Here is a 13,278-nt window from a genome sequence, read left to right as displayed (position 1 = left end):
AAGGTGGTAATGAACGGTATTTGATAGGTATTTCTAATAATATCATTATAATGCTTGATTTATGTATGAGTAATTACCACTTCATGTACAGTGAAGAGCTGAGATTTTCTACAGGTGGGCTAATTGTTGTAGATAGCTCATAGGCTCCAGAAAGGAGAGTTATGCAATATATTGATGAAAAGACAGATGAAGTAAGAGATGGGGTTTATGCTGTTTTACCTCTTCGTGATATTGTTGTCTTCCCCCATATGATTGTTCCACTTTTTGTGGGTCGCGAAAAATCAATTCGTGCTCTTGAAGAAACGATGGCGGTTGATAAGCAAATACTCTTGGTGACACAAAAAAATGCTTCTGATGACGATCCAAAATCAGAGGATATTTATCATATTGGTACATTTGCTAATATTCTTCAACTTTTAAAGCTTCCTGATGGTACTGTAAAGGTTTTGGTTGAAGGAACTGCACGTGCAAAAATTAGTCAATTTGCTTTAAGTGAAGGTTATCATCAGGCTTTTGCGACTGTTACAGAAGAACCTAGAGAGAGTGATGTTGAGATTGAAGCTCTTTCAAGGTCAGTGATTGCTTATTTTGAAAACTATGTAAAGCTTAATAAAAAAATCTCTCCTGAAGTTGTGAATGCGATTGGCCAGCTTGATAATCCTTCTAAGCTTGCCGATACGATTGCTTCTCATTTGATGATTAAACTTGCAGAAAAACAGGAGATATTAGAGCTCTTACCTGTGCGGGCCCGTCTTGAACGTGTTTTGTCCTTCATGGAAGGAGAAATTTCTGTTTTGCAGGTTGAAAAACGTATTCGTTCGCATGTTAAACGGCAAATGGAAAAAAACCAACGAGAATATTATCTCAATGAGCAGATGAAGGCTATTCAAAAAGAGTTAGGAGCAGGTGATGATAGCCGAGATGAACTCTCTGAATTAGAAGAACGTATCAAGAATACAAAACTATCCAAGGAAGCACAGGAAAAAGCTGGAGCAGAATTGAGAAAATTACGGAATATGTCTCCTATGTCTGCAGAAGCGACAGTTGTACGTAATTATCTTGATTGGTTATTAGCAATGCCTTGGGGTAAAAAATCTAAGATTAAAAACAATTTAGATTTTGCTGAAAAGGTCATGAATAATGAACATTTCGGTCTTGAAAAAGTTAAAGAGCGGATTATTGAGTATTTGGCTGTACAAAGTCGCGCATCAAAGATAAAAGGTCCCATTATTTGTTTGTTAGGTCCTCCTGGTGTGGGGAAAACATCATTAGCGCGCTCTATTGCAAAGGCAACGGGACGTGAGTATGTTCGTATCTCATTGGGAGGTGTCCGAGATGAAGCAGAAATTCGTGGACATCGCCGAACATATATTGGATCGATGCCTGGAAAAATTATCCAGTCTATGAAAAAAGCAAAAAAATCTAATCCACTTTTCTTGCTTGATGAAATTGATAAGATGGGCCAAGATTTTCGTGGCGATCCTTCATCCGCTTTATTAGAAGTTCTTGATCCTGAACAAAATGGTACATTCATTGATCATTATTTGGAAGTTGAATATGATCTTTCTGATGTCATGTTTATCACGACGGCAAATACGCTTAATATTCCAGGTCCATTAATGGATCGAATGGAAATTATTCGTATTGCGGGTTATACTGAATGTGAGAAAATGGAAATTGTTAAACAGCATCTTTTACCAAAGGCACTAAAAGATCACTGTTTGTCTAAAAAAGAACTCAGCATTTCTGATGGAGCGCTCAGGTCGATTATTCAGTTTTACACACGTGAAGCAGGAGTTCGTAACCTTGAGCGTGAACTCATGAAAGTTGCCCGTAAATCTGTTACAAAAATTCTCAAAACAAATCAAAAATCTGTAAAAGTTACAGAAAATAATATCAATGATTTTTTGGGTGTTAAACGTTACCACTATAATCAGATTGAAGGAGAAAATCAAATTGGTGTTGTGACAGGCCTTGCGTGGACAGAAGTTGGTGGAGAGTTATTGACCATTGAAGGGGTCATGATGCCTGGAAAAGGCAAGATGACTGTAACTGGAAATTTACGTGACATTATGAAAGAGTCCATTTCAGCAGCAGCATCTTATGTACGTTCTCGTGCTGTTGATTTTGGTATTGAACCTCCACTTTTTGAAAAACGCGATATCCATGTTCATGTTCCAGAGGGGGCGACACCCAAAGATGGCCCATCTGCTGGGATTGCAATGGTGACAGCAATTGTTTCTGTACTTACAGGGATAGCGGTGCATAAAGATATTGCAATGACTGGTGAAATTACTTTACGTGGACGTGTTTTACCAATTGGTGGATTAAAAGAAAAACTCTTAGCAGCTCTTCGAGGAGGGATAAAAAAAGTCCTTATTCCTGAAGAAAACGCAAAAGATTTGGTTGACATTCCTGATGATGTCAAAAATAACATGGAAATTATTCCGGTAAGTCATGTGAGTGAAGTTTTGAAACACGCTTTGGTTCATTTTCCTGATACTATTGAATGGAAGGAGCCTTCTGCAGTGGCTGTCCCCATCAGATCAGAGGGCAGCGATAGTGAAGGAATACAGATTGCACACTGATTCACTTATCTCATTTATAACGGCATTTTTTAGGTGGTAGAAGGTGTTTTTGAGGTTATTATTCTGTTTTTTGTTGGAAAAAGTGAAAAATTCCGTGAATAACTATGATTATTGCTAAAAAAACAATGTTTTGGATAAAAATAAGACTTCTGTTTGCTGTACTTTTCAATAAACTGAGCAATAACATGATTAAGTCATGTTGTCAGGTAATATAGGGAAAGGAAATATTTTATGAATAAAAGTGAATTGGTTAGCTCCGTTGCTGAAAAGGCAGGTGTTTCGAAAGCGCAAGCTGGTGCTGTTGTGGATGCTTTTATGGCTTCTGTAACAGAAGCTTTAGCTTCAGGGGGAGATGTTCGTCTTCCAGGTTTTGGCACTTTTGAAGTTTCTCATCGTGCGGCAACAAAGGGGCGTAATCCTTCAACGGGTGCTGAAATCGATATTCCAGCACGTTCTGTACCCAAGTTTTCTGCAGGAAAAAGCCTTAAAGAAGCAGTTAATAAAAAATAATTTAGGCTACATTAAAAAAACCCGATTTATTTATAAGCGGGTTTTTTTAACACATGTGTTATGCTCGCTTTTCATATAAAAATTCTGAATCTTTGCGGTATTTTTCTTATTTATATATTTTGGTATTTTTAAATGATTTTAAATATTGCGTAAAATACCGTAGATTTGGAGTGGGTTGTTTTTAGCCATTTTTAATGGAATAGAGTACTGTATCGTTTATAAAATGTGATGGGAGCTTTTATTATACTTAAAGTTCTTGGTCTTTATTTAAAAATAAAGACCTGTAAATAGTGTAAGACGAAAAGCTCTATGAAGTGTATAAAAGCTATTATATAGCACCATTTTTACGCTTAATAAAAGAGTAAGGTTGGTGTCATCATGCTATTTTTCAGTTCCTATACTGTTATGACGAGCTTTCAGCATTTAAGATGAATTCACAAGGAGTAGTTTTATTCATTTTTTCATAGTTCTTTATTTACACACTAACTTCGCTTGCGAAGCACCAAGCGGATGATTTTCATTGTTTTACTATAAGATGAGTTTGAAATAAAAGAATTTTACGATATTCAGGTTTTTCATGCAATATAGAAAGATACAAATTATTATTATAAATCAATTCATTGTAAATTGATAAAGTAGCATCATCATTCTTTTTCTTTTTTAATATTGTGATTTTTCTTGGTGCTTGAAATGAAAGAGAGATTGGGCTCTGTCTTAAAATATTTTTTCTTCCTGTCTTTATTTTACTTGTGATATGCAGGCGAGCGTTTTTTTTCATCATACAAGAGTTAAAATGAGAGAATATCACAAATTTTGAGGGAGGAAGTTACAAAACAGAAAAATGACTCTTATAAAATAATATACATTACATAATATAAAAACTATTAGTAAAGATAATACAGTATTAATTGTGTATTTTTCATCTATTTATTTTTTTGATTATTCATAATATATTTATATGATTATTTTGTTTTTAGTCATTAAATCATATTAAATTGTTGATAGCAGTAAAGTTTTTTTATAGCAAAAAGTTATTTTACAGCACCTGCAAAATTGAATAAATGATGAAACGTAGGGTAGTATTTATTGATTGGGGGAGACAGTCTTTAAAAGGCTTTAGAATGATTTTTTCACGAGAGTCATAAAGATCTATTCAGTAGGTGAGAGGCGAATCGTATGTTTTTTATAAACAGAAGCTCTTTGATTCTTTATCTGCTAACCATTGAGTACAATCATTGAGAGCTCTCGCTGTTATGGCTTGTTTTTTTACTAATTTTTTTTCTTTACTTGGCAAGCGTTTTCCTGAATGTTTAATAGAAGCAATAGGGGGAAAGAGTCCGAAATTGATATTCATTGGCTGAAAGGATTGTCTTTCTGTTTCTTCTATTACAATATGCCCCCCCGTAATATGATGCAAAAGGGCACCAAATGCAGTGGTTTGTGGGGGGAGGCAAGGACAGTTATGATGATATTCGGCAGCAGCAAAACGTCCAGCAAGAAGCCCTATTGCCGCTGATTCTACATAACCTTCACATCCGGTAATTTGCCCTGCAAAGCGTAGTTGTTTTTTTTGTTTTAAACGAAGGGTTTGATCAAGAATGATTGGCGAGTTGAGGTAGGTATTGCGGTGAAGACCACCAAGACGCGCAAACTCTGCTTTTTCAAGACCGGGAATCGTTCTAAAAATGCGAATTTGTTCACCATATTTCAGTTTTGTTTGAAAGCCGACCATATTATAAAGCGTTCCAAGTTTATTATCTTGGCGTAATTGAACAACAGCATAAGGTTTAACTGTAGGGTTATGGGCATTGGTTAAGCCCATAGGTTTCATAGGTCCATGTCTTAAAGTTTCAAGTCCGCGTTCAGCCATAATTTCAATGGGTAGGCACCCATCAAAATAGGGTGTTTTTTCAAAGTCACGAAACTCTGTTTTGTCGGCATTTTTTAACGCTTGAACGAATGTTTCATACTGTTCTTTATTTAAGGGACAATTAAGGTAATCTTTTCCTGTTCCTTCAGGACCAATTTTATCATAGCGAGATTGATACCAACAAATATTCATATCAATACTATCGGTATGGATAATAGGTGCAATAGCATCAAAAAAAGAGAGCGATTCTGTTCCGGTTATTGCTTGTAATTCTTGAGCAAGTGCAGATGAGGTAAGGGGACCTGTTGCGATGATAACATGTTTCCAAGCTTTAGGAATTTTTTGAACTTCTTCACGTTTGATTGTTATAAGAGAGTGGTTTTCTAGTGCTGTTGTGACGGTTTTTGAAAATCCATCACGGTCAACGGCAAGAGCACTCCCTGCAGGGACTTTATTGGTATCAGCAGCTTTCATAATTAATGATTTCGCTAATCGCATTTCAGCATGGAGAAGTCCTACGGCATTTGTTGATGAATCATCGCAACGAAATGAATTTGAACAAACTAGTTCTGCTAAATAATCGGTTTTATGGGCATCTGATTTTTTTAGGGGTCGCATTTCATGCAAAATAACAGAAATTCCTGACTGAGCGATTTGCCAGCTTGCTTCACACCCTGCAAGGCCGCCACCTATGATATGGATTGGAGTATCAAATGTTTTTAACATAATCGACTTTTAGCGTAAGCAACCGTGTATGAAAAGCGTAGATTTTGTTTTTTTTAATATATTTGTTTGCTTTTTTTCTGTAATTAATGGTATAGAGACGCCGCTTGTATAAGGTTATTAGCTTGTCAGTTTGGCGGATGTGGCGAAATTGGTAGACGCACCAGATTTAGGTTCTGGCGGGAGACCGTGGGGGTTCGAGTCCCTCCATCCGCACCAAAGCAATCCCTTAAGTGCTACGGATTTCTACGTGTCTGGAATTCCGCTTCATGGTAATGTAACACTCGAAGTGTTAGAATGTAATGATTATTAGAGTGGGCATATCCCTCTCCTTAGAAAAATGAAGGTGTTTAATGCAGGTTACCGAGACGCTTAATGAAGGACTGAAGCGCGAAATTAAGATCGTGGTTCCAGCGAAAGATTTAGAAGAAAAGTTGAATGAACGGTTGGATGATACCAAGGGAAAAATCAAGCTTAATGGTTTTCGTCCGGGTAAAGTGCCTAGTGGGCATTTGCGAAAAATGTATGGTAAATCCTTTATGGCGGAGATTCTCAATGAGATACTCAGTGAGGCGCCTAGTTCTATTTTAGCGGACCGTAATGAACGTGCAGCGATGCAGCCAAAAATTGACATAGATGAAGATGAAAAAATTCTAGATGGCAAGGCTGATTTTACTTTTAGTTTAAAGTATGAAGTTTTACCAAAAATTGACATTAAAGATTTTAAACATATTGAAGTTATCCGTGAAATTGCAACTATCCCTGAACAGGAGATTGATGATCAAGTCAAACGCGTCCTTTCTTCTACACGTAATTATTCCCTAAAAGAGGGGGCTTCTGAAGAAGGTGATCGTATTACCATAGATTATCAAGGTAAACTTGAAGGCGTTCCATTTGAAGGTGGGGCCGATAGTGATTCACAACTGATTCTTGGGTCAAAACAATTTATTCCTGGCTTTGAAGAGCAATTGGTCGGTGTGAAGGCTGGGGATGCAAAAACGATTTCTGTTAAATTTCCTGATAATTACAGTGCGGCACATTTGGCGGGAAGAGAAGCAGAGTTTGATATTACTGTTAAAGCTGTTTTTAAACCAGATGAATTAAAAGTTGATGATGAAGCAGCGCAAAAAGTTGGTTTAGAATCTCTAGATCGTTTACGTGAGGTCATTCGTGAACAGATTGAAAGCCAATATGGTTCAATGACACGTCAAAAAATTAAGCGTCAAATTCTTGATGCTTTAGATGCTGATTATAATTTTGAGATTCCTGAAGAGCTTTTAGAAATTGAGTTTAGCAATATATGGGCTCAGGTTAATGATGATTTGAAAAAGGCTGGGCGCAGTTTTGAAGATGAAGGTATTACAGAAGAAAAGGCAAGGGAGGAATATCGTGTACTTGCACAGCGTCGTGTTCGACTTGGTTTAGTGCTTTCTGAAATTGGAGTAAAGGTTGGTGTTAAAGTTAGTGAGGATGAGCTAAAGGCAGCTGTTTTTGATCAGGTTCGCCAGTATCCTGGACAAGAGAAAGAAATTATGGATTTTTTCCGTAAGACGCCAGAAGCTGTTGAAAATCTGCGTGCTCCGATTTTTGAAGAAAAGGTCATTGATCATTTATTGGCACAGATAAAAGTCATAGATAAAGAAGTGACGGTTGAAGAGTTGATGAAAGAATATGACGAATCAGATGTTATTGAAAAAAAGCCAGCAAAGAAAAAATCTGCAGTGAAGGAAAAGTCCGCAGAGAAAACATCAGTTAAGAAAAAGGCTCCTAAAAAAGCTTAATATTTATGCAAACAACACAAGCCCGATAAAATCGGGCTTGTGTTGTAAGATTTATATCCTAAGATTGCACTGAGAATGGTTTTAGATAAGCCATGAGTGAATTTTAAATATTGGTAATGGATTGGCAATGAGCATCATTGATACGCGTATTCCTGATTCTAAGCGTTTTATTTCTGGAGTTACAGGTGATTGGGAAGTCATAATTGGCATGGAGGTTCATGCGCAAATCATATCAAATTCGAAACTTTTTTCAGGAGCATCCACCAAATTTGGAGCAGAGCCAAACAATCATGTATCCCTTATTGATGCAGCTATGCCAGGTATGTTGCCTGTTCTTAATCAAGAGTGTGTTCGTCAAGCGATTCGAACGGGGTTAGGATTAAAGGCGCGTATTAATTTAAAATCTGTTTTTGATCGAAAAAATTATTTTTATCCAGATTTACCGCAGGGATATCAGATTTCTCAGTTTCACTATCCCATTGTAGGAGAGGGGAAGATTATCATATCTGTTGGTCCAGATTCGAATGGCCAATTTGAGGATATAGAAGTGGGAATTGAGAGGTTGCATCTTGAACAGGATGCTGGAAAATCGATGCACGACCAACATCCAACGATGTCTTTTGTGGATCTTAATCGTTCTGGTGTTGCTCTTATGGAAATTGTTTCCAAGCCTGATATGCGCTCATCAGATGAAGCCAAAGCCTATATGACAAAATTGCGTACAATTGTTCGTTATTTGGGCACCTGCGATGGTAATATGGATGAAGGTTCTATGCGTGCGGATGTCAATGTATCCGTTCGTCGTCCTGGTGAAAAGTTTGGAACGCGTTGTGAAATCAAAAATGTTAATTCTATTCGCTTTATTGGCCAAGCAATTGAGTATGAAGCGCGTCGTCAGATCGCAATTTTAGAAGATGGAGGCGTCATAGATCAAGAGACTCGGCTTTTTGATGCCGCTAAAGGTGAAACGCGCTCTATGCGCTCAAAGGAAGAAGCGCATGACTATCGTTATTTTCCTGATCCTGATCTTTTACCATTAGAATTTGATCAAGCATTTGTGGATGCTTTGGCAGCAGACTTACCAGAGTTACCTGACGCTATAAAAGCACGTTTTGTTAAGGAAATGGGATTGACAGTGTATGATGCTTCCATTCTTGTGACAGAAAAGGCTATTGCTGATTATTTTGAAGAAGTAGCGCGTGGGCGTGATGGAAAAATAGTTGCCAATTGGGTGATTAACGACCTTTTAGGGGCTTTAAATAAAAATAATCGTGAGATTGAAGAGTCACCAGTATCGCCAAATCAATTAGGAAGCATTATTGATCTTATAAAAGAAGGAGTTATTTCTGGAAAAATTGCCAAAGATCTTTTTGAGATTATTTGGAATGAGGGGGGAGATGCACGCCAAATTGTAGAAGAGCGAAATATGAAGCAGGTAACGGATACAATGGCTATTGAAAGAGCTGTTGATGAGATCGTTGCCAATAATTCTGATAAAGTTGCGCAAGCAAAGCACAAACCTGCTTTAGCTAGTTGGTTTGTTGGACAGGTAATGAAAGCAACAGGTGGTAAGGCAAATCCCCAAGCTGTTAATGAATTGGTTAAGATGAAACTTGGCATAGATTAAATTTTATGGGGTGGAGAAGAAGCCATACATATGATATCTTCTTGAAATTAAAGGATAGCACGTTAACCTATCAATTGGAATTGTAGTTGAATTTACTAGTAACTTTTTCGATAATTTCAATCGTTAATAATTTTATTCAAACGATTAATTTCATGAGCGCACTAAATGAATGGAATAGCAGATGGCTCGTTTTTTAAAGCAAATCTTCACATGGTGGAATGGAAATACCATTGGTACGCGTTTTTTCACATGGCGCAAAGGTAAGCGGATAGGGGAAGATCAGTTTGGAAATATATATTATGAAGGAGGACTTCATAAGGATGGTTATCCGCATCGTTGGGTTATCTATAAAGACTATTCTGAGGCCTCTACTATTCCACCAGGTTGGCACGGCTGGATTCATCATCGCTGTGAGTGTCCACCAACACAAGAGGATTATCATCCTTATGAATGGGAAAAGCCTCATGTTGCAAATATGACAGGAACAAGTGAGGGCTATCGACCAAAGGGGGCTATCACTTTCAATGGAGAGCATTCTTGTGTGCATGAAGATTATGATTCTTGGTCACCTAAAAAATAACATGTTTTTTAATGTACGTGTGTATTTTTGTCTTATTTGACTCTATGTTATGAAAAGAATTATTTTTTAAGGTGCGATTGATTTTGATATGATGAGATTTTTTTTATTGTTAGGGGTGAGGCATTTTATATATATTTTTTTTATGGGAATTTTAGTGTTTTTATCCTTAAATAATGGAGTGCGGGCTGAGCGTATTAGCAATGGAATTGCTGTTTTTGCAGGTCTTGACAAAATCACGGGACGGACCACACGTTTTGAAGTTACTCTTGGTAAAATTTATCAGTACGGCGCATTACAGGTAACACCACGTGCATGTTATACGAGTTCTAAAGATGAACCCACGCGTACAACTGGTTTTGTTGAAGTCAATGAAGTAACATTAGATAAAAAAATACGGCGTATTTTTACAGGATGGATGTTTGCAGATAGTCCTGGTTTGAACGCTGTTGAGCATCCTATTTATGATGTGTGGTTAAAGGATTGCAAGCAGAGTTCTCAAGATCGTTCTCTTCAATAATTAGTGTGTTATCTATTTATAATACATTGATTTATAATAGTCCTTTATCATTTTACAACTTAATAGCAAATTCCTATGATTACCTCATTTAATTTTTTATATTAAATAATCCAAACTATTCTCTTGCGCGTTACAAGTGGCGGATGTGTCAATAAGACTGTCTGAGAAAGGAATAAAAAATTCCGTCATGAACTGTTTAAATTCAAAGATGCATCATTAGAATCAACATGTTTTTTCAGTGTTTCATAAGAGATAGTTCTTGAATTATATCTGTTAAAGGTTGAAATGAAAGGCTTGTTTATATTTGTTAAAGAGATGAACTGACGCTTTTGCATGTATGAGGGAAACAGACTATCAAGTAAGTAATTCATCATGAAACACCAATTATTATATCTAGAGAACGCTGTATTGGTATTTTTTCTCATAGAGATGTCGTTTTTCGTTCAAAGCGTAGAAGCAATGCAGGCCATATTAATGGAAAAATTGAGATTTAAGATTCTTTAAAGTTTATCAATCGAGGTATAGCTTGTTTAAGAAATGCAATAATCAATATATTTCTAGTAAGAAAAGAATGTTTATATATTTTTATTATACACCACCTCATAAGTGAGTTTGTCTATTCGTAAGTTCTTGTATATTGCATGGTAATTTCACATTTAAGTAAGCAGGATACCACTAAGTTTGTAAATCATATTCTTGATATCCATACTTTTTAAAATCTTTTGTATAAAATACACGTGTTTTCATGTAGAGCTATTGAAAATTTAAAAAGGGGCTTCGGAGGCGTTGAGAAGATTCTGCATCACTGGGAATGGTATATTTATTTTGTATAAAGAATAACCCATTTTCTAAAAAATACGAGATTTTATACAATGAAAGTTTCTAGTCACCAACATAATGATGTTTCCCGATTGCCGAAACAACCTAAAGAACCCTTATTGAATGTTCCATTTATTATAGTTGTTTTGATAGCATTTTGTTTTTGTCTTTATTGCATTTCTCAGTATTTTTTTTCTCATCATGTTTATGTTGAAAGCCTTGAGTTTTTTTCATTTATACCAGCATTGTTTAAGAGGCATCCTGTAGCATTTTGTTATACCATGGTAAGTTATTCATTTATGCATAGTAGTTTTAAACATGTTGCTCTTAATATGGTTTGGCTTTTGGTTTTCGGCTCTCCTTTAGCAAGGCATTTTGGTGTTTTACGTTTTTTAATTTTTTGGGTGTTAACGGCAGTTATTTCTGTTTTGACTTATTTTACATTTCATCAAGAAAGTACCATATCACTTATTGGGGCGTCAGGTGCCGTATCTGGAATGATGGGTGCTATTGCACGTTACGGTTTTCCTAGTGGTAATCTAGCTGTCAATGCGCAGAACGAAAAACTTTTGGGACCTTTATTGTCTGTCAAAAAAGCTCTGTGTTCTAAGGGGGTTCTTGTTTATATGAGTGTATGGCTGACGACTGATTTTATCATAGGTATTTCTTCTATTTTGTTTGAAGAAAATGGCATCTCAATAGCATGGGAAGCTCATATTGGCGGATTTCTTGCGGGTTTTTTGTTGGTTGGTTTTTTTGATGTTTCACAAAAAATTAAAAACTAGAATCTAAGATATTGATGTGCCACATAAAGAGCTATTGTTGCTGCATTTGAAACATTTAATGATTTAATATGTCCAGGCATATCAAGGCGTGTTAAAGCGCAAACGGTTTCGCGTGTTTTTTTACGCAAGCCTTTACCTTCTGCTCCTAAAACAAGAGCAATTTTATTTCCTTTTAATGCTGTTTCTAGAGGTTGTTCACCTTCTGAATCGAGACCAAAGCTTGTGAAACCTGTTTGATGAAGTTCTTGAAGAGCTTCAGCAAGGTTTCGTACGGTAATATAATGAATCATTTCCAGAGCTCCAGATGCTGCTTTCGCAAGAACACCGCTTTCGTGGGGAGAGTGACGGCAAGTTGTAATAAGTGCTTTAGCTTTCAATGCGACTGCAGAGCGCATAATAGCGCCAACATTATGTGGATCGGTAATTTGATCCATGACAATGACCAGATCAGTATTGGTTAGTTCCGACAGTTTGCATGGTTTGAGGGGGAGAGTTTCCAACACAACACCTTGATGAACTGCTTCACTTCCAACAAGCGAATCAAGATATTTGGGCGTGCATAATGTAACAGAGCAAGGATAATCTGATTCGGATATATTTAATCGTTTTAAGGCATTTTGTGTAACGTAAAGACATTTTAAAATTCTTTTTGGGTTTTCTAAAGCAGCCTGAACAGAATGAATGCCATAAAGATGGATGATCTCTTGCTGTAAAGAAGCAGCTTTCTTCTTTGGGTGTGTAAAAGATCGAGAAGGAGAGCCTTTTGTATCGCGATATCGGCGACGCAAACGAGCATAATGAGAATTTTGTGATGTTTTTTCTTTCATAGCTTCTTTATAACGTGTTAATAAGAAAAATAGAGAGAAAAAATCTATGATTTAAAATTATGAGCAGGAAATTTGTACAGAATTGTATTTATTCTGTTGACAGATACAATAGTAATCGTCATAACCACTTCGCAATCAGATTGAATTGAATGGGTATTCAAGATGGTTGTCGTGATGTCTCATTGCGCGACTTTATCGGTGTAATGGAGGGGTGCCCGAGTGGTTAAAGGGGGCGGACTGTAAATCCGTTGCGTATGCTACGTTGGTTCGAATCCAACCCCCTCCACCATTCATCGAAGGAGAGTTAGTACGTGGGTCATGCGGGTATAGCTCAATGGTAGAGCAGCAGCCTTCCAAGCTGAATATGCGGGTTCGATTCCCGCTACCCGCTCCAAATGGTTGTTGATGATTGGGCAAATAGGTATGATGGAGGATATTCCATTTATAGATTTGGTGGGGTTTTCCGTCTAAGAGTTGTGGTGATTGGGCTGTTTACAGTCTGGTCAGACTTAAGTTTTGCAGAACTGTCCCTAGGTGCTAATAAAAATAGGGAATAAAACAAGAGATTAATAGCAATGGCGAAGAGCAAGTTTGAACGAACAAAACCGCATGTTAATATTGGTACGATTGGTCACGTTGATCATGGGAAGA

The 13,278-nt window shown here is 36.8% G+C and carries 9 protein-coding genes, 3 tRNA genes and 1 pseudogene; 11 read left to right on the top strand and 2 right to left on the bottom strand.

Features of this window, described 5'->3' with window-relative positions:
• Positions 1-161: 161 nt before the first annotated feature.
• Both lon and ACFINA_RS01240 read left to right on the top strand, forming a co-directional pair.
• On the top strand, positions 162-2,588 hold the full coding sequence (gene lon / locus ACFINA_RS01245; protein ID WP_375606239.1) for an endopeptidase La: 2,427 nt from the start codon (positions 162-164) through the stop codon (positions 2,586-2,588).
• Between the two features lie 231 nt (positions 2,589-2,819).
• Positions 2,820-3,098 (top strand): HU family DNA-binding protein, encoded by a 279-nt coding sequence (locus tag ACFINA_RS01240; RefSeq protein WP_273791158.1) that lies wholly within the window; start codon positions 2,820-2,822, stop codon positions 3,096-3,098.
• A gap of 1,183 nt (positions 3,099-4,281) precedes the next feature.
• Here the strand turns inward: ACFINA_RS01240 and trmFO are convergent.
• Positions 4,282-5,694 (bottom strand): methylenetetrahydrofolate--tRNA-(uracil(54)-C(5))-methyltransferase (FADH(2)-oxidizing) TrmFO, encoded by a 1,413-nt coding sequence (trmFO, locus tag ACFINA_RS01235; protein WP_375614944.1) that lies wholly within the window; start codon positions 5,692-5,694, stop codon positions 4,282-4,284.
• 133 nt (positions 5,695-5,827) lie between these two features.
• Here trmFO and ACFINA_RS01230 point away from each other — a divergent pair.
• From ACFINA_RS01230 to ACFINA_RS01205, 6 genes are all read left to right on the top strand, one after another.
• Positions 5,828-5,910, top strand: a tRNA-Leu gene (locus ACFINA_RS01230).
• A gap of 134 nt (positions 5,911-6,044) precedes the next feature.
• On the top strand, positions 6,045-7,472 hold the full coding sequence (tig, locus tag ACFINA_RS01225) for a trigger factor (protein ID WP_375609616.1): 1,428 nt from the start codon (positions 6,045-6,047) through the stop codon (positions 7,470-7,472).
• A 127-nt stretch (positions 7,473-7,599) separates the two neighbouring features.
• Positions 7,600-9,099, top strand: a complete 1,500-nt coding sequence (gene gatB / locus ACFINA_RS01220; protein WP_375614943.1) for an Asp-tRNA(Asn)/Glu-tRNA(Gln) amidotransferase subunit GatB — start codon at positions 7,600-7,602, stop codon at positions 9,097-9,099.
• Between the two features lie 181 nt (positions 9,100-9,280).
• Positions 9,281-9,679 carry an NADH:ubiquinone oxidoreductase subunit NDUFA12 gene (locus ACFINA_RS01215; RefSeq protein ID WP_375614942.1) on the top strand — a complete coding sequence of 133 codons (399 nt, stop codon included), beginning with the start codon at positions 9,281-9,283 and terminating at the stop codon, positions 9,677-9,679.
• A gap of 91 nt (positions 9,680-9,770) precedes the next feature.
• Complete coding sequence (locus ACFINA_RS01210; RefSeq protein ID WP_375610204.1) at positions 9,771-10,196, top strand: DUF2155 domain-containing protein; 426 nt, start codon at positions 9,771-9,773, stop codon at positions 10,194-10,196.
• 872 nt (positions 10,197-11,068) lie between these two features.
• Complete coding sequence (locus ACFINA_RS01205) at positions 11,069-11,800, top strand: rhomboid family intramembrane serine protease (protein WP_375606234.1); 732 nt, start codon at positions 11,069-11,071, stop codon at positions 11,798-11,800.
• Here the strand turns inward: ACFINA_RS01205 and ACFINA_RS01200 are convergent.
• Complete coding sequence (locus ACFINA_RS01200) at positions 11,797-12,627, bottom strand: TrmH family RNA methyltransferase (RefSeq protein WP_375614941.1); 831 nt, start codon at positions 12,625-12,627, stop codon at positions 11,797-11,799. The genes ACFINA_RS01205 and ACFINA_RS01200 overlap by 4 nt on opposite strands.
• A 205-nt stretch (positions 12,628-12,832) precedes the next feature.
• Here ACFINA_RS01200 and ACFINA_RS01195 point away from each other — a divergent pair.
• The 3 genes and pseudogenes from ACFINA_RS01195 to ACFINA_RS01185 all read left to right on the top strand — a co-directional run.
• Positions 12,833-12,916 (top strand) — tRNA-Tyr (locus tag ACFINA_RS01195).
• Positions 12,917-12,947: 31 nt separating this feature from the next.
• Positions 12,948-13,021, top strand: a tRNA-Gly gene (locus tag ACFINA_RS01190).
• 181 nt (positions 13,022-13,202) lie between these two features.
• A pseudogene (locus tag ACFINA_RS01185) lies at positions 13,203-13,278 on the top strand (elongation factor Tu); the annotation flags it as partial.

It is taken from the genome of Bartonella sp. AC10YNML (assembly GCF_042196825.1).
GTDB lineage: Bacteria > Pseudomonadota > Alphaproteobacteria > Rhizobiales > Rhizobiaceae > Bartonella.
This window is presented reverse-complemented; position numbering and strand designations above follow the sequence as displayed.